Source organism: Asticcacaulis taihuensis (genome assembly GCF_900100255.1).
GTDB lineage: Bacteria > Pseudomonadota > Alphaproteobacteria > Caulobacterales > Caulobacteraceae > Asticcacaulis > Asticcacaulis taihuensis.
In genome coordinates, this window is sequence record NZ_FMTS01000003.1 from 105,124 (window position 1) to 121,948 (window position 16,825).

At 60.3% G+C, this 16,825-nt stretch carries 13 protein-coding genes; 5 read left to right on the plus strand and 8 right to left on the minus strand.

From position 1 onward, the window contains the following. Position 1 precedes the first annotated feature (1 nt). Positions 2-1,120, minus strand: a complete 1,119-nt coding sequence (locus tag BLO49_RS09535) for an endo-1,4-beta-xylanase (RefSeq protein ID WP_090647627.1) — start codon at positions 1,118-1,120, stop codon at positions 2-4. 123 nt (positions 1,121-1,243) lie between these two features. Here BLO49_RS09535 and BLO49_RS09540 point away from each other — a divergent pair, with 123 nt between their 5' ends. From BLO49_RS09540 to BLO49_RS09550, 3 genes are all read left to right on the plus strand, one after another. Then, positions 1,244-3,637, plus strand: coding sequence for a glycoside hydrolase family 3 N-terminal domain-containing protein (locus BLO49_RS09540; RefSeq protein ID WP_090647629.1), 2,394 nt, complete (start codon positions 1,244-1,246; stop codon positions 3,635-3,637). 82 nt (positions 3,638-3,719) lie between these two features. Next, positions 3,720-4,520 carry a GDSL-type esterase/lipase family protein gene (locus tag BLO49_RS09545; protein ID WP_090647631.1) on the plus strand — a complete coding sequence of 267 codons (801 nt, stop codon included), beginning with the start codon at positions 3,720-3,722 and terminating at the stop codon, positions 4,518-4,520. A gap of 73 nt (positions 4,521-4,593) precedes the next feature. Beyond that, complete coding sequence (locus BLO49_RS09550) at positions 4,594-7,128, plus strand: glycosyl hydrolase 115 family protein (RefSeq protein WP_090648251.1); 2,535 nt, start codon at positions 4,594-4,596, stop codon at positions 7,126-7,128. On the opposite strand, the gene tipF is transcribed toward BLO49_RS09550, so the two are convergent. From tipF to xseA, 5 genes are all read right to left on the minus strand, one after another. Further along, the gene (gene tipF, locus BLO49_RS09555) at positions 7,125-8,417 is read right to left on the minus strand and encodes a flagella assembly cyclic-di-GMP phosphodiesterase TipF (RefSeq protein ID WP_090647633.1); all 1,293 of its coding nucleotides are present in this window, start codon (positions 8,415-8,417) and stop codon (positions 7,125-7,127) included. The two genes, BLO49_RS09550 and tipF, sit on opposite strands and share 4 nt — an antisense overlap. A 108-nt stretch (positions 8,418-8,525) precedes the next feature. Next, positions 8,526-9,020, minus strand: a complete 495-nt coding sequence (locus BLO49_RS09560; protein WP_090647635.1) for a response regulator — start codon at positions 9,018-9,020, stop codon at positions 8,526-8,528. A 130-nt stretch (positions 9,021-9,150) separates the two neighbouring features. Beyond that, entirely contained in the window at positions 9,151-10,011 is an 861-nt protein-coding gene (locus BLO49_RS09565; protein ID WP_245678966.1) for a M23 family metallopeptidase, read from the minus strand. Further along, on the minus strand, positions 9,990-10,205 hold the full coding sequence (locus BLO49_RS09570) for a DUF2093 domain-containing protein (RefSeq protein ID WP_090647637.1): 216 nt from the start codon (positions 10,203-10,205) through the stop codon (positions 9,990-9,992). The genes BLO49_RS09565 and BLO49_RS09570 overlap by 22 nt, the downstream gene beginning before the upstream one ends. 45 nt (positions 10,206-10,250) lie before the next feature. Continuing rightward, positions 10,251-11,843 (minus strand): exodeoxyribonuclease VII large subunit, encoded by a 1,593-nt coding sequence (xseA, locus tag BLO49_RS09575; protein WP_090647640.1) that lies wholly within the window; start codon positions 11,841-11,843, stop codon positions 10,251-10,253. A 132-nt stretch (positions 11,844-11,975) separates the two neighbouring features. Here xseA and BLO49_RS09580 point away from each other — a divergent pair, with 132 nt between their 5' ends. Both BLO49_RS09580 and purD read left to right on the plus strand, forming a co-directional pair. After that, a complete protein-coding gene (locus tag BLO49_RS09580; RefSeq protein ID WP_090647642.1) occupies positions 11,976-14,048 on the plus strand; it encodes an ATP-binding protein in 2,073 nt (690 codons plus the stop codon). A gap of 45 nt (positions 14,049-14,093) precedes the next feature. Next, positions 14,094-15,359, plus strand: a complete 1,266-nt coding sequence (purD, locus tag BLO49_RS09585; RefSeq protein ID WP_090647645.1) for a phosphoribosylamine--glycine ligase — start codon at positions 14,094-14,096, stop codon at positions 15,357-15,359. Positions 15,360-15,481: 122 nt separating this feature from the next. Here the strand turns inward: purD and BLO49_RS09590 are convergent, their stop codons facing one another. Further along, positions 15,482-15,769 (minus strand): hypothetical protein, encoded by a 288-nt coding sequence (locus BLO49_RS09590; RefSeq protein WP_090647647.1) that lies wholly within the window; start codon positions 15,767-15,769, stop codon positions 15,482-15,484. Between the two features lie 30 nt (positions 15,770-15,799). Continuing rightward, positions 15,800-16,825, minus strand: a complete 1,026-nt coding sequence (locus BLO49_RS09595) for a glycoside hydrolase family 5 protein (protein WP_090647649.1) — start codon at positions 16,823-16,825, stop codon at positions 15,800-15,802.

The following is a 16,825-nucleotide window of genomic DNA, read 5'->3' on the forward strand; positions in this document are numbered from 1 at the left end:
ATTACCGCTCCGGTGCAGACTTGAAGGCGGCGGCGATGGCGTCATAAAGCGGCTTGGGCTTGAAATCTGCATCGAACGGTGTCGGACGCAGGGGCAGGCCATCCTTGCGCGGCGTAAAGCCCTGCAGCCAGTTGTACTGGTCCGGCATTCCCCAGAAAAGCACGTCCTTGGTCTGTTTATAGCTCAGCATCTGGTCGAGATAGATGCGCCCCACCGTGGCGACGATGGCGTCGCGCTGTTCGATGTCGCCGGTGGGGATGGTCTGGTCATCGACGTCGAATTCGGTGATCAGCAGGTCGAGATCGAGCGAAACGACCTCATCCAGGAAGTCCTTCCACTGATTGACCTGGCCGGCCATCAGGTCGAAGCCGTTGCCGATATGGGATTGCACGCCCAGCGCATCGATCGGCACCTTATTGTCGCGGAACCAGTGCAGCAGTTTCAGCACGCCCTTGCGGTGATTTTCGTTGCCGGCTTCCCAACTCATATAGTCGTTATAGACAAGCTGCATCTTCGGCATGTATTCGCGGGCCGCCTCGAAGGCGATGCGCAGGGTATCCATGCCGAGTACGCGTGAGAAGGCGTTTTCGCGGACTTCGCCGGTTTTCGGGTCGATGGTTTCATTGACCACATCCCAGGAGGTCAGGCGCTCGCCGTAATGCTGCGCAACGGCAGCGATATAATCACGCAGCAGCTTTTCGGCTTCGGCCTTGCTGGAAAATTTGTATTCCTTCAGCCATTTGGGCGTGTATTCGTCGCGCGCCCAGAAAAGGTTGTGGCCGCGCATGGCTATATGGTTGGTTTCGGCGAAAGCCAGTAATTCATCCGCAGGCTTGAAATTATATTCCGTGGGGCCGTTATTGTGCGTCACGTACAGTTTCAGTTCGTTTTCTGGTACGATGATATTGCATTCGCGGATGGTAAGCTCACGCACACGTGGATCAGCGAGCATCCGCATACCGATAGCGGTGCCAAAGCGCAGGCCCTTGGCGGCGGCCAGATCCTTAAGGGGGAGACCCGAGGGAGACGGTGTTGTGTCGGCAAGGGCAGGGAGCGCTGTCAGGGCGGACGTGGCGGCCCCAAAACATAAGGCATTGCGGCGAGTCAGTGATTGGTTCATAAATTTTCCCTGTTGAATTTTATTCTGTTAGCGCTAACAGTGTCATCGTTCAATTCCGCCGTCAAGCGCGGCAGCGGCCTTCGTAATTGGAAGTGCCGGCAATAGAAAAACAGGGATGAAGTTATGAAGTCTGCGACCGCCGTCGTCACCCGCCGCCTGTTCGGCGCCTCGACCATAGCCCTGACGGCCGCCACGGCCACGGGCGCATTGGCGAAGGCCAAGGAAACCCTGCCGTACAAAAACCCCGGCCTGTCCACTGAAGCGCGCGTGGCTGATTTGCTCGGGCGCATGACACTGGAGGAAAAGGTCGCCCAGATGGAATGCGTCTGGCAGAAAAAGGGCGACATCCAGGACCCTGACGGTAAGTTTAATCCGAAAAAGGCGTCGCAGGTCTGGCCAAATGGCCTCGGCATGGTGGCGCGCCCGTCCGACCAGCAGGGGTTGGCTACCACGACCGGCGCGGGCGATTCCGGTGCCATGGGCAACCGCGACGCCTTCAATACCGCCACCCACGTCAATGCCATGCAGAAATGGGCGGTCGAAGAGACCCGCCTGGGCATCCCGATGATCATGCACGAGGAAGCGCTGCACGGTTATGTGGCCAAGGACGCCACCTCCTTTCCGCAGGCCATCGGCCTGGCCTCGTCTTTCGATCCGGACATGGCCACCAAAATCTTCTCGGTCGCCGCCCGTGAAATGCGCGCTCGTGGCGCCAATTTCGCCCTGGCACCGGTGGTTGATGTCGCCCGCGAACCGCGCTGGGGCCGTATCGAGGAAACCTACGGCGAAGACCCGCATCTCTGCGGCGCCATGGGCAAGGCGGCCGTGATCGGATTCCAGGGCGAGACCCTGCCGCTGGCGAAGGACAAGGTGTTCGCCACACTGAAGCACATGACCGGCCACGGTCAGCCGGAAAACGGCACCAATGTCGGACCGGCCGAGGTATCCGAACGCACCCTGCGCGAGGACTTCTTCCCGCCGTTCGAGAAGATCGTCAAGGAAACCAATATCCGCGCCGTCATGCCGTCCTATAATGAAATCGACGGTGTGCCTTCCCATGCCAACAAATGGTTGCTGACCACCATCCTGCGCAACGAGTGGGGCTTCAAGGGCGTCACGGTCTCCGACTATTTCGCCATCAACGAAATGATCACGCGCCACCATCTGGTGCCGAACACGACCGAAGCCGCCTTCCGCGCCTTCAAGGCCGGCGTCGATATCGAGACCCCGGACAACCAGACCTATGGCAATCTGATCGACCTGGTGAAGGCCGGCCGCATTTCGGAAGACGAGATCAACGCCGTGGTCAGCCGCATTCTCGAAATGAAGTTCCAGTCTGGTCTGTTCGAGAATCCCTACGTTGACGCGAAAAAAGCCGATGCCTTGACCGCCACGCCGGACGCCGTGGCCCTGGCCCGCGAAGCCGCCACTAAATCGGTGGTGCTGCTGAAGAACAACGGCGTTCTGCCGCTTGAAGCCAAAAAGGTCGGTAAGCTGTTGGTGCTCGGCACCCATGCGAAGGATACGCCGATCGGCGGCTATTCCGACAAGCCGCGCCATGTCGTTTCGGTGCTCGAAGGCTTGCAGGCCGAAGGCAAGAAAGGTGGCTTCGAGGTGGCCTATTCCGAAGGGGTGCGTCTCACCGAACAACGCATCTGGGGCCAGGACGTGATCAATTTCACGCCGGATTCGGTCAATGACAAGCTGATTGCCGATGCGGTTGAAGCCGCCAAGTCCGCCGACACCATCGTCATGGTGCTGGGCGATAACGAACAGACCTCGCGAGAGGCCTGGGCCGACAACCACATGGGCGACCGTCAGTCGCTGGACCTGATTGGCCGCCAGAACGATCTGGCCGCGCAGATATTTGCACTTGGCAAGCCGACCGTCGTTTTGTTGCTCAACGGCCGTCCGCTCTCGGTCAACCTGCTGAACGAAAAAGCCGATGCCCTGATCGAGGGCTGGTACATGGGCCAGGAAACCGGATGGGCCGCCGCCGATATCCTGTTCGGCCGGGCCAATCCGGGCGGTAAACTGCCGGTTTCGATTGCGCGCAATGTCGGTCAGCTTCCTATCTTCTATAATTACAAGCCGACCGCCCGTCGCGGCTATCTCGATGGCACCACTTCGCCGCTGTTCCCCTTTGGCTATGGGCTTTCCTATACGACCTTCGATATCTCGGCCCCGAAGCTGGAAAAGGATACCATCGGCGCGGCGGACAGCGTTGTGGTTTCCGTAGAGGTAAAGAATACCGGTTCGCGCAAGGGCGACGAGGTCGTCCAGCTCTATATCCGAGACGACTTCTCGTCGGTGACGCGTCCAGTCAAGGAACTGAAGGGCTTCAAGCGCATCACGCTGGAGCCCGGCGCCAGCCAGACGGTCAGCTTCACCATCACGCCCGCCGATCTCCAATTCTACAATATGGATATGCAGCGCGTTGTTGAACCGGGCACCTTTACGATCTCCGTCGGACCCAATAGTGTAGACCTGAAGACGGCCACGCTGACTGTGGCCTGATGGTTTGGTCGCGCAATGTAACCGAAAAGTGCATAGTCTCTTTGCATGACACTTTTCGGATTGCGCTTAAAGGGGATCGATTATGACGGATATCAGGCGGCGCCATCTCTTGAGCGGGGCGCTGGCGGGTGGAGCGATGCTGAGCGTCGCCTCGGCGGCCAGCGCGCAGAACAAGGGCCAGCCCAATGCGGAATCGCAGGCCATACAGGCGGCGTTGCAGGATTATAACGATCCGGCAACGCTGACCGTACAGCCCGCCGGCACCGACTGGGCACAGCTTCGCCGCTATCACCTGGCCAATGCCGACGTGGTTCAATTGCCCGAAACTGCGCGCAAGGTCGTCATGATGGGCGATTCCATCACCGATGGCTGGCCGGGGCAATCCGGCACTCTGTATGCCGATAACGGCTTGGTTGGGCGCGGGATTGGCGGGCAGGTTTCGGCGCAGATGCTGGTCCGGTTCATGGCCGACGTAGTGGCCCTGCGTCCGAAGGCGGTGCATATCATGGCCGGCACCAACGATATCGCGCAAAACCAGGATCCGTATGATCCGGTGGCCACCACCAATAACCTGCAAGCCATGGCCAATCTCGCCTCGGTCTATGGTATCAAGGTCATCATGGCCAGCGTGCCGCCGGCGGATCATTTCCCGTGGCGGCCGGAGGTCGGCAATCCGGTCGAGAAGATCAGGGCGCTGAACGAATGGATCAAGTCCGTTTGCTCGACCCAGAACTATACCTATGTCGACTATTGGCCGGCCCTGGCGCTGGATAGTGGCGCCATGCGGACCGAGTTCAGCGCCGATGGCGTCCATCCCAATGCCCAGGCCTATGCCGCCATGGCGCCCTATACCCTGGCCGCCATCGCTGCCGCCCTGGCGTAATGACCGGCCGGCATAGGGCGAATGAACAGCCTGCTACAGGAAGTTGAAGTGATTTATGCGCGGCGATAGGATCATGAAACAGATTTGGTTGGCGGCAATTCTTTTGGCCGTATTTCCGGCAGGCGCCCTGGCCTGCGAGGGACCGGTGTCGGTGTGCGATGGCGTGTCGGCCGCGGGTTTCGCCCTGATCAGGGACGGCAAACCGGCCACCGTCTATGTTGATGCCGGGGCGTCAAAGCCCGTGCAGCGCGTGGCCGAGGATTTCGCAGCCGACCTGGAACGCGTATCGGGTGTGCATCCGGCGGTGATAAATGACCTGAAGGACATGACCGGCTCTGTGGTGGTGATTGCCGTGGCCGGCCATTCGCCACTGCCGGTCGATGAGGGCGGTGTGGCCGGCAAGTGGGAAGCCTATCAGCAATCCGTGGTCGATACCGGCCACGGCAAGGCGCTGGTGATCCTGGGCGCAGATGCGCGCGGCGCGATTTATGGCACCTATGATCTGTCGGCGAAGATGGGCGTGTCGCCGTGGTACTGGTGGGCCGATGTGCCGGTGGTGAAAAAGACTGACTTGTATGTGACGGCGGGCTCGCGTATCGATGCGCCGAAGGTGAAGTACCGCGGCTTCTTTATCAATGACGAGGAGCCGGCCTTCGGCGGCTGGGCGCGAGAAAAGTTCGGCGGCATTAATCATCAACTTTACGGCCATGTCTTCGAACTGGAACTACGCCTGAAGGGCAATTATCTGTGGCCAGCCATGTGGGGCAAGGCCTTCTCAGACGATGATCCGCTCAACCAGCAAACTGCCGCCGAATACGGCATCATCATGGGCACCTCGCACCATGAGCCGATGACGCGGGCGCAGGAGGAATGGCACCGTCATAAGGAAGGCGGTGTTACCGGCGGCAAGTGGGATTACACGACGAATGCTGATAACCTGCGCACCTTCTGGCGCGGCGGTATCGAACGGATGAAAGCCGGTAATTTTGAGAATGTCGTCACGGTCGGGATGCGCGGCGATGGCGACGAGCCGATGAGCGAGGGCACGGCCACGCATCTGCTGGAAAACATCGTGGCCGATCAACGCCGGATCATCGCCGATGTCACCGGCAAGCCGGCCGACCAGACGCCGCAGGTCTGGGCGCTCTACAAGGAGGTGCAGGACTATTATGACCACGGCATGACCGCGCCGGATGACGTCACCCTGCTGTTTTCTGACGACAACTGGGGGCAGATACGGCGCTTGCCTGATCCGACCGCGCCAAAGCGGGCCGGCGGCTATGGCGTCTATTACCATTTCGATTATGTCGGCGGGCCGCGCAATTACAAATGGATCAATACCAACCAGATTGAAAAGACCTGGCAACAGATGGATTTGGCCTATGACAGCGGCGCCGATCGTCTGTGGATCGTCAATGTGGGTGATATCAAGCCGATGGAATTCCCATTGAGCTTCTTCATGGACATGGCTTGGAACCCGGAAGCGATGACGCCGGAAGCGCTAAAGGCTTACCCGGCGAAATGGGCCGGCCAGCAGTTTGGGCAGGCACATGCGGCGGAGATTGGTGACATACTGACGCGCTATAGCCAGTATAATGCCCGCAAGAAGCCGGAACTGATCACGGCGGACAGTTTTGATATCACCAGCTTGTCGGAAATGGAGCTAGATTATGGTGTCCTCGCGCAACAAACGCAGACATTAGGCAAGACCCTGCCGGCGAATGCGAAAGACGCCTATTTCCAGCTTGTCGAATACCCGACAGTGGCCAGCGCCAATCTCTATAGTCTTTATTACAACACCGCGCTCAATCATCTGGCAGCCTTGGAAGGCAGTCCACGCGCCAATCTTCTGGCCGATATCGTCGAAAAAAACTTCCAGACGGACAAGGGTCTGGCGGCGCAATATAATGGGCTGGCCGGTGGCAAATGGAACCACATGATGGACCAGACCCACATCGGCTATGACAATTGGCAACAGCCGGAAGTCCAGGTTCTGCCGAAGCTGATCCGTGTGCCTGAAAAGGGAAAACCGGCGCACAATGCATATAAGAGCGATCGCCTCTATCTGCGCCCTTCCTTATCGAAGGCGGGCACATTTGTCGAAAACGAAGGCGCCATTGCCATTGAGGCTCAGCACTTTATCCGCAAGACCGAAGTGCCGGGGCTGCACTGGCAAGTCATCCCTGAACTGGGACGAACCCTGTCATCGGTCGTCTCGCTGCCGCAGGCGGCACCCGCCACGGCACCGGGCGACATGGCGCTGGAATACGATTTCCAGCTTGCCAAGGAGGTTGATGTCACGCTCAATCTGTATCTGGCGCCGACGCTGGACACACAAGGCAAAGGCGGACTGCGTATCGCCGTCACGATCGATGACCGGCCGGCGCAAACCCTGACTTTCGACCTCAGGCCCGATACGCCGCAATGGACCCAGGCGGTCAAGAACAATATCCTCATCCTGCCGGCGGCATTCAATAGCCTCAAGCCCGGCAAGCACACCATTAAGGTGTTCCGCATCGACGGCAATGTGATGCTGGAGCGGCTGGTGCTCGATACCGGCGGGCTGAAACCGTCCTATCTCGGACCGCCGGAAAGTGCGGCGAATTAAGCCCGGCGGCGGCCCTGTTGCGGCAGGGTCGACTTGATAAAGCCGGCGGGCGGATCGGTTTCGGCCAGCACCTGTTCCTTGATGGCGCGCGGTTCGCCGAACAGGTGGCCCTGGGCATAGCCGATTTCGATATCGAGAATATCGACCACCTGCTTTTCGCTCTCGACCTTCTCGGCGATGACCTCGATGCCGTAGCGCGCCAGCAGGCCGGCATAGTCGCCCGCATGAATGTCCTTGAGGAACTTCATCGCCGGCTTGCCCTCGACTTCAAGAAGCTGTTCGAGCAACAGATTGGCGCCGATCTTGACATAGCGCACATCCGAGCGGTGCAGGTCCTGGAGATCGAAGTCGATGCTCGTCACCTTGTCGAGCGAGAAGCGGAAGCCGAGGTCGGCCAGCTTGGCCATGTTGCGCGCCTCGACCGAGCCGCGCGTGGCGAAGGCGTCCTGACCGAGTTCGAAGATCAGCGAACCGGCGAGATCGCGGTTTTCATTGAGGAATTCAAGGAATTGCGGGAAGAAGGTCTCGTCGCGCAGGGAAGTCAGCGAGATATTGCAGAAGATGCCGATGCGGCGGTCCTGCTTGGCCAGGCGGCGGACGATCTGCACGCAGCGGAACAGCAGCAAATTGTCGATCGAAGGGACGAGACCCTCAGCATCGGCGACATTGAGATATTCGGCCGGCATCAGCACGCGGCCGGTGGCGTCACGCAGGCGCGAGAACGACTCGTAGAAGATGGTCTTGCGCTGGGGCAGGGAGACGACCGGCTGGAGGTAGAGATCGACACGATTGGCGATCAGCGCCTCTCGGATGGTCTCGATCAGGGCCAGCGCCTGGGCTTCCTTGGCGTTCATCGCCGGCGTGCCGCGCAGGGGCACGACCGTGGCGGCGGGCGCGGCCTGCCAGCTATTCAGGCGGTCCTCGATGCTTTCGCCGAGTTTCATCACCAGGTCTTCCAGCATTTTCACTTCCGAGGTCAGTTCCTCAGAGCGCGAGGTGCGCTGGTTCTGTACGCGGTCGGCCAGTTCCAGCATGTCCTTCTGGGTCGAGTCGATGGCATCGACCATCAGGCGGTGGGCGTCGCGGACGTTTTCGACATCACGGAGAATGCGGCGCTCGGCCAGTTGCTGCGAGGCATAGGCATGAAAGGAGAGGCAGACCCCCAGCGTGCCGGCGAGAACCGCCAGGGCCGTGCCGAAATCGGAGCCACCGTTCCAGACCATGGCGGCAAGGCTCAGGCCCACCAGAATATAGGTCAGAACAAGAATAGCCGGGGTGAACTTGCCCATAATGGTCCCATTTCGCAGGATGTGGCACACAGAATCGCCAGCCTGACTATGGGATGATTCAAGTCACTCGCCTAGTGGGCGTTAAGATTTACTAACAGAAGATTAAAGTTAATAAGCGCCGTCGGTATTGCGGCGGTACGGGCCGGCGTAATTCTGATCACCGGAACGGCGGCGGTCGGGGCCGAAATAGGTCTTGCAGCGGATAAAGGGGCGTGGTCGCATGATCACCGAATCAAGCCGGCCGAGCAGGGCGCGCGCGGTCAGGGGCTTGACGATGAATTCATTGACGCCGGCATCGCGCGCCTGGATAACGCGAGAGCGTTCGGAATGGCCGGTGATCATAATGATCGGCAGGTAGGGATTGGACGAATCCGCCGAATTGCGCAGCAGACGGGTGAACTCGACGCCATCGATCGGGGACATGTTGAAATCGACCAGGGCGATATCAGCCGGATACTGGCGCAGCATGTCCAGCCCCTCGGCGCCATCGCGCGCTTCGCGCACATTGCGGATTCCCGTGCCCTTGAGGATGGCGGTGACGATGGAGCGCATGTGCTGATTATCTTCGATCAGCAGGATTTTCAGACTACTGTAATCGGCCATATGCTCGGAGTGTCGCTGTGAAAGGCAGGCGCGCCTTATAGAGTGTTGCTATGAGCAACGCATAGGCCCGTTAAGCAAAATATTCAAATATTTCCGAGAGAATAGTTCGCTGTGGTAATTGGGTGACGGCCTACCCGACCATAAGGCCCTGAGTCATAAGGCTGGGGTCCATGTGGCGGTCGCCCCATTTCAGCCGCCAGCACAGGTGAGGGCCGGTGGCGCGGCCGCGATCGCCCACCAAGCCGATCAGTTGCCCCTGGATCAGGCGGTCGCCTTTACTGACCAGCACGCGAGACTGGTGGAGGTACATCGAGATCACGCCCTGGCCGTGATCGATAAAGGTCAGGCCGCCTTCGTAGAAGAGGTCGGGCTCGGCCAGCACCACAAGGCCGCCCTGCGGCGCATAGATCGGCGTGCCGATTGGTGCCGCCATGTCGAAACCGTAGTGCGGGCTTTTGGGGACGCCGTTGAGGATGCGCTGATTGCCGAAACGACCTGAAACAATGAAGTTTTTCAGCGGCCAGATAAAGCCGCTTTTGAAGCTGTCACCGCTGTCGCGGTTGGCAAAGGCGGTTGCTTTCAGCGCGGCGTCACGCTTGATGCGCTCAAGGACTTCTGGGGCTTGGGGGGTGACGGTTTCCGGCGGCAGGCCGTCGACGCGCTGGGTGTCATAGGTCTGGGGCGCGATGGTGACGGTGGTGGTCTGGGTGTCAGTGGCCGTGCGTGTTTCGATCAGGCAGGCAACCGGGGAATCGCGGTCGAAACCGACATAGAACCAGCCGTCGGCGGAGGCCGTGCTCTGCCGGATACCATCCACCCAGAGTTCGGCATTGGGCGCAGACCGCCCGACGCAATAGCCGCTCTGGATAAAGCGGCCCTTAAGCCCGAAAGGATCAACGGTCTGCGCGCGCGCCAAAGAACCCAGACCGCCAAGCAGGGCGGTTGCACCTGTCAAAACAATGCGGCGGTTCAGCGCTTCAGGTTTTTCCACGCCTGGGTAGCCTCCTCCGGGCCGGCATAGGCTTCCTGGGTGCGGGGGTTCCAGTATTTCAGCGCCTCAAGCGGAACCTGCCGGCCGGAAACAGCGCACAGCACGAACTTGCCGGGACGCATGATAGTATAGTCGCCATCGCCGTAATGAAGAACGGCCTGGCCAGGCAAGGGGGAGGGCGTGTGCATATTCATGCCGCCAACATAGGCCGGGCGAACGCCATGATCAAGATGCGGGCGTTAAAACAAACTGCCTTGATCAGGGGCGGGCGGTTTGGGCCTTGAGGGCGCGGGCTTGGGCGTCGCCCTGGCGGGCGGCGGTGTTCCGCCACTGCCGGCGATGACATCGAGGGTCTGGTCGCCCTTGAAGGTCAGGATCAGGGCCTCGCCGTTTGCCACGCCGGCCGGTGACTTTATGAGCACACCGTCAGGCCGGTTGACACGGGCGAAACCGAGATCGAGCGGTCGATCGGGGTTGAGGCTGACACGCAATTGTTCAAGCCTTTGAAGGCGTTCCTGTCTTTGCCTGAGATCGCGTGCGAACGCTTCTGACAGGCGTTTGCTGAGTTCAGGAAGCCGTTCGCCGCTGCGCCTGACGGTCCGGTTCAGCGCCTCGCTCATGCGGTTTGTCAGTTCCGGCAGGCGGGCATGGCTAGTAGCGAGGGTCACGCGGCGCCCGACCGCCAGATCGAGGCGTGCGGCGAGTTGGCCCAGGTGCGTGCGCTTTAGCTGCACCTCGCGTTCCAGCAAGGCGGGCGCGAAACGACCGGAGAGGCGGGCATAGGCCGTCTGATGCAGGTTGAGGTTTTGCCGCAGGCCGCCATCGAGCCGGTGCGCCACGAAATCGAGCCGTTGCTGGGCGGTATGGATCAGGTCGAGGGGCTTGGGCAGGGTGCGTGCCAGCAGGGCCACGCGCTCGCGGCGGGTTTCCAGCAGCCGCGCCATCGTGCCCTGACGTCGGCGTTCGAGATCGGCGGTGAAGGCGCGCAATTCGCCGAGCACCGGCGTCGCCATTTCGGCGGCACCCGTGGGGGTGGGGGCGCGCCGGTCGCTGACATAGTCGATCAGGGTGGTGTCGGTCTCGTGGCCCACGGCCGATATGACCGGGATGGTGCTGGCGGCCACGGCGCGCGCCAGGTCTTCACTGTTGAAGGCCCACAGGTCCTCGACCGAACCGCCGCCGCGCGCCACAATGATCACATCTGGCCGCGGCAAGGCGGGGTCCGTGTGGAAACCGCGCAAGGCGCCGATCACCTGCGGCGCGGCGGCATCGCCCTGGACGATGACCGGCCACACGATGACACGGCAGGGCCAGCGGTCGCGGATGCGGTGCAGTATATCACGGATGACGGCGCCGGTCGGCGAGGTGATGACGCCGATGGTACGCGGCGCATAGGGCAGGGGCTTCTTTCGCGCCGGATCGAAAAGGCCCTCGGCATGGAGTTTCTTTTTCAGGCGGTCGAGCTGGGCCAGCAGGGCGCCGATGCCGGCCACCTCCATGGCCTCGATGACGATCTGGTATTTCGACGAGGCCGGAAAGGTGGTGATCTTGCCGGTGACAATGACTTCGAGACCGTGTTCCGGCTGGGCCTGCAGGCGGCTGACATTGCCTTTCCAGATGACGCCGTCGATTGCCGCCTTGTCGTCCTTGATCGTCAAATAGACGTGGCCGGAGGCGTGGCGCGTGACCTTGGAGATTTCGCCTCGCAGACGGACATGGTCATAAGTCGTTTCCAGCGTGCGCTTCAGTGCGCCGGCGAGTTCGGACACCGAATAGGCGGCGGCGTTCGTGGCGCCTGGGGTCGATTCGGAGGAGAGCAGATCATTGGCCATGGCTTCAGTTTAGCTTAAATTTTGCGCTGGCCCCAGTTTTGCGGCTCTAATCGTTTTTTATCCACAAATGTTTAGGTTTTCTTCAGGGGGCTCAACTTAGGGTGAGTCTTACAAGAAGCAGGACAGAGCGCCATGCGCCGCAAAGTGCCCATGGCTGAGGAAGCCGGCCGCCACGCCGTTTTTCATCAGCCGGATATATTCGAAGCGGAGCCGGATTCGGGCTTCGATCATCTGACCGCACTGGCGGCGGATATCTTCGGCGCGCCTATCGTCCTGATTTCGCTGGTGGATGGTGAGCGCCATAGTTTCGTGACCGCCCACGGTATCGACCTGCGCTCCATACCGGCGGAAATATCGTTCTGCGAACATACCCTGCGATCCGGCGGCCTGATGATCGTGCCGGATGCATTGGTCGATACGCGCTTTTCCGGCAACCCCTTCGTGACACATGCGCCGGCCGTCCGCTTCTATGCCGGCCAGCCCCTGCATTACGAGGGCGCCCAGATCGGTACATTCTGCATTCTCGATACGGTCGCAAGAAGTGACTTTGACGCGGTCCAGGCCGGTCGGTTGAAAAAGCTGGCGGCCAGCGTCTCCGATATGCTGGCCCTGCGGCGCAGTGGCGCGGCGAAGAAGGCGGCGATCCGCCGGCTCCAGGAAACCCAGCGCAAACTGGAATTGATGGAAGAGGTGGCCGGCGTCGGCTACTGGCATATCCATGCGCCCACCGGCGATTGTTTCTGGTCGCGCGGGGTCTATGCCATTCACGGCCTGAGCCGTGACAGCTACCAGCCTCAGATCGATACGGCCATCCAGCTTTTCCACCCGGATGACCGGGCGGCGGTCGAAGCCTGTGTGGGCCAGGCCCTGTCGTGTGGTGAGGATTTTACCTTCGAACATCGCCTGATGCGCGCCGATGGTGAGGAACGCATCGTCTATTCCAAAGGCGGCGCCGAATATACCGAGGACGGCCGGCCGGAATATATTTTCGGCATATTGCAGGACATAACCGAGCAGGCGCATCTGGAAGAGACCCTGCGCACGGCCAAGGAAACGGCGGAAGCCTTTGTTATGGCCAAGTCGGATTTCCTTTCCAATATGAGCCACGAAATCCGCACGCCGCTGACGACCATACTGGGCTACGCCACGCTCTTGAACAGCGTGCCCGACATGCCGAAGGATGCGCGCCACTATATCGGCCGCATCAACAAGGCCGGTGAGGCCCTGCTCAGCCTGATCACGGATATCCTGGACTTCTCCAAGCTGGAAGCCGGGCAGGTGCGGCTCGATCCGCAACCGGCAAATTTGCGTAATCTGGCGTCTGATATTGTCGATCAGTTCGCAGTGCTGGGTGAAACACGCGATATAGACGTTGTTTGCGAATATGATCCAAACATGCCGGACTGGCTGCTGCTGGATGATGTGCGCCTGCGCCAGGTTTTTTATAATCTGGTCGGCAATGCCTGCAAGTTCACGCAGAATGGCAGGGTCGTGGTTGCGGCAAAGATGTCGGGAGAGGATAGGCTGCGCGTCGAGGTGCGCGACAACGGACCGGGTATCCCCTATGACCAACAGCCGCATCTCTTTACGCGGTTCAATCAGATCGACAACAGCATCAGCCGCAAATATGGCGGCTCCGGCCTCGGACTTTCCATCTGTCATGAAATCATCAAGCTGATGCAGGGCCGGATCGGCGTCGAGTCCGTGCCGGGCGAGGGCGCCTGTTTCTGGTTCGAGATACCGGTCGGTGAAGCAGCCGCACCGGCGCCGGTAGTAAGCGCCAATGACCTGAAGCCGGTTTTCCTGGAGGACCGTAAGGTTCTGATCGTCGACGACCACCCGATCAACCGCGAACTGATCCGCCTTCTGATGACGGATTCCGGGCTGGAAATCCACGAGGTCTGCGACGGAGCGGCAGCGCTGGAAATCTGCGACCGCATCAGATTCGACCTGATCTTCATGGATCTGCAGATGCCTGTGCTGGATGGCATAGCCGCCACGCGCACCTTGCGCGAAGGGCGTGGGCTCAATGCGGAAACGGCGATCGTGGCGCTCAGCGCCGCCGCCCAGACCAAGCTTTCCGACGATACGCGCGGCCATGGTTTCAATCATGTCCTGACCAAGCCGATCGATATGCCGCAGTTTTTCAATATTCTGCACGCCTGCCTCGAAGGCACCGTCACGCCCTATCGATTGGCGGGCTGAGACTTTTCGCTTGACCCGGAAGGCCGGGTGAGGGAAGCGAAGGCCATGAACATTCTGCTGATCGGTTCGGGCGGCCGCGAACACGCCCTCGCTTGGAAAATCGCCCAGTCTTCGCTGTGTGACGCACTGGTCATCGCGCCGGGCAATCCCGGCATGGCGGCTTTAGGTGAGTGCCGAAATATCAAGGCCACCGATGTGCCGGGGCTGGTGGGGCTCGCCCGTGAAATCAAGGCGGACCTGGTGGTAGTCGGACCTGAAAACGCCCTCGCGGAAGGCCTGGCTGATGCCCTCGCCAGCGCCAATATTCCCTGCTTCGGGCCGCTGAAGAAGGCCGCGCAACTGGAGGCCTCCAAGGGCTTTACCAAGGACTTCTGCAAGCGCCACAATATCCCGACGGCCGCCTATGAGACCTTCGACAATGTCGAGGAAGCACGCGAGTTTCTCAAGACCTACAGCCCGCCCTATGTGATCAAGGCCGATGGCCTGGCCGCCGGCAAGGGTGTCGCCATTTCGCCGGATTACCAGGACGCCGTCGCCGAGGTCGAGGCCATGCTGGGCGGCCGCTATGGTCCGGCCAGCTCGAATATCGTCATCGAGGAGTTCATGACCGGCGAGGAGGCGTCGGTCTTCGCCCTGTGCGACGGCGAGACGGCGATTCTTTTTGGATGGGCGCAGGATCATAAACGCGCTTTTGATGGTGATACCGGCCCGAATACCGGTGGAATGGGCACTTACAGCCCGGCGCCGATCGTGACGCCGGAGTTGCTCCGCATCACCGAGGCCGAAATCCTGGCCCCGACCATGGCGGGCATGAAGGCCGAGGGCAATCCGTATAAGGGTGTGCTCTATGCCGGCCTGATGGTCGAAAACGGCCGTCCGCGTCTGGTGGAATATAATGCCCGCTTCGGCGATCCGGAATGCCAGGTACTGATGCTGCGCCTGAAAAGCGACATCGTGCCGTACCTGCTGGCCGCCGCGACCGGCGGCCTGAAAAACCTGCCGGCGCCGCAATGGCATGAAGACCCGGCGGTCTGTGTGGTCTATGCCGCCAAGGGCTATCCCGATAGCCCGCTGACCGGTTCGGTCATTCGTGGCGCGGAGCAGGACTTCGGCCCGGATGTGACGGTTTTCCATGCCGGCACCAGCCGCGGCGAGGATGGATCTTTGCGCGCCGCTGGCGGCCGGGTGCTGAATATCTGCGCCCGTGGCAAAACCCTGCAGGACGCCCGCGATAAGGCTTATGACGCGATCAGCCAGATCGACTGGCCGGGCGGGTTCTACCGCACCGACATCGCCTGGCGCGCGCTCTAAGCTCCATATTTTGGCGATAGGCGTCGCAGTCGTCGCTCGCGGGTATCAAGTATACCCGCGTCGCTAGCCGGCTAGCCTCTCATCCAAAATCTGGGCTTATAGCCTACAGTGAGCTAATAAGATCAGCCTTCGATCATGTAGGTGAACGGCTTGCCGCGCGATTCCGGCTCCCAGCCATCGGCGATGGCCTTGCCGATCTGGATGGCGACATCGCGCTTGTCGACCTTTGGGCGCTGGGCGTGACGGCTCGGTTTCGGGAACGGATATTCCAGCAGCAGCACCTTTTGCGGATTTTCGGCGTGCTGCACCGAAAGGCACAGCCCCTTGGCGCCATCCACCGAAGCCCATTGCGGCTCGCGGTGGATGTGCCAGCGGTAAGAGACACCGTCCACCAGGGCGGTGTCTTCCATTTGTCGTTTCGCTTTTGCGACCATTGATAACTACTTTGGGATCAGGGCATCCAGAATCGGCTTCACCCATACCTTCTTTTCGGCGTCATAGACACCAAAACCACCATCCCAGTACCAATAGGCTGTGGCAAATCCATGTGTGTGGGCCGAATCCGATACGGCCCGCGTCCACAGGGCACGGTCATCCAGTTTGCCGAACTTGTCGTAGGCGCCGAATTCGCCGAGGAAAATGGGCCGGTTAGAAGCTTTTGACCATTCCGCTACCTTGTCGAAATCGGCATTGATGGCCGCCACCTCCTCCGGTTTTCCTTGCCAGCGAATGCCGCTGAGCTTCTGGGTTTCGGGATCGGCCCATGAGGCGCCCTGATGGGTGAAGTGGAACGGATCGTAATAGTGGAAGGTTACGATGATATGCCGGTCATTTTCCGGTAACTTCAACAGGGGCAGGTCGTTGCGACTGTTCCAGTGCGTCGGGCCGATGATGACATTGCGCTCCGGATTGGTCTCGCGCACAATCGCCAGCAGATCGACCAGCCAGGAATTCCATATCTGGTCATTGACCTGACCGTTCGGCTCATTAAGGAGTTCAAAGATGACGCTGTTGGGGGCAGACTTGAAATGCTCGGATAGCTCGTACCAGACATTGCTCAGATTGATGGCGCAGGCATCCGCATCCTTGGCGCAGGTTTCGAAATCATGCTCATCGAGAATGACAATCAGGCCATTGGACAGGGCCGCATCGACCACCTGATCAATGCGCTTGAAATAATCCGCATCCAGGTGGTCGTCCTTATCCAGATGCTTGAAAGCGAACAAGGGAATGCGCACGGTGGAAAAGCCGGCCGTGCGGATCTTGCCGAAGTCACTCAGGCTGAACTGGGTCTGGCCACCATCCCACCAGGCATCGTAGCCGCCGATGACATTGACGCCGGCGCCCATCTTCGCCACCTGGGATTCAGGCGAGATCGCTTCAAAAGGGGCGGATGACTGAGCGGAAGCCACCGCAGGTGACAGGGCCACAGCAGCCGCGAAGCTTAAGAGAGAGAAAAAACGCAT

Bases quoted from the DNA above. Each gene is read 5' to 3' on its own strand.
- BLO49_RS09535 (WP_090647627.1), bottom strand. From the start codon at position 1,120: ATGAACCAATCACTGACTCGCCGCAATGCCTTATGTTTTGGGGCCGCC.
- BLO49_RS09540 (WP_090647629.1), top strand. From the start codon at position 1,244: ATGAAGTCTGCGACCGCCGTCGTCACCCGCCGCCTGTTCGGCGCCTCG.
- BLO49_RS09545 (WP_090647631.1), top strand. From the start codon at position 3,720: ATGACGGATATCAGGCGGCGCCATCTCTTGAGCGGGGCGCTGGCGGGT.
- BLO49_RS09550 (WP_090648251.1), top strand. From the start codon at position 4,594: ATGAAACAGATTTGGTTGGCGGCAATTCTTTTGGCCGTATTTCCGGCA.
- tipF (WP_090647633.1), bottom strand. From the start codon at position 8,417: ATGGGCAAGTTCACCCCGGCTATTCTTGTTCTGACCTATATTCTGGTG.
- BLO49_RS09560 (WP_090647635.1), bottom strand. From the start codon at position 9,020: ATGGCCGATTACAGTAGTCTGAAAATCCTGCTGATCGAAGATAATCAG.
- BLO49_RS09570 (WP_090647637.1), bottom strand. From the start codon at position 10,205: ATGAATATGCACACGCCCTCCCCCTTGCCTGGCCAGGCCGTTCTTCAT.
- xseA (WP_090647640.1), bottom strand. From the start codon at position 11,843: ATGGCCAATGATCTGCTCTCCTCCGAATCGACCCCAGGCGCCACGAAC.
- BLO49_RS09580 (WP_090647642.1), top strand. From the start codon at position 11,976: ATGCGCCGCAAAGTGCCCATGGCTGAGGAAGCCGGCCGCCACGCCGTT.
- purD (WP_090647645.1), top strand. From the start codon at position 14,094: ATGAACATTCTGCTGATCGGTTCGGGCGGCCGCGAACACGCCCTCGCT.
- BLO49_RS09590 (WP_090647647.1), bottom strand. From the start codon at position 15,769: ATGGAAGACACCGCCCTGGTGGACGGTGTCTCTTACCGCTGGCACATC.
- BLO49_RS09595 (WP_090647649.1), bottom strand. From the start codon at position 16,825: ATGCGTTTTTTCTCTCTCTTAAGCTTCGCGGCTGCTGTGGCCCTGTCA.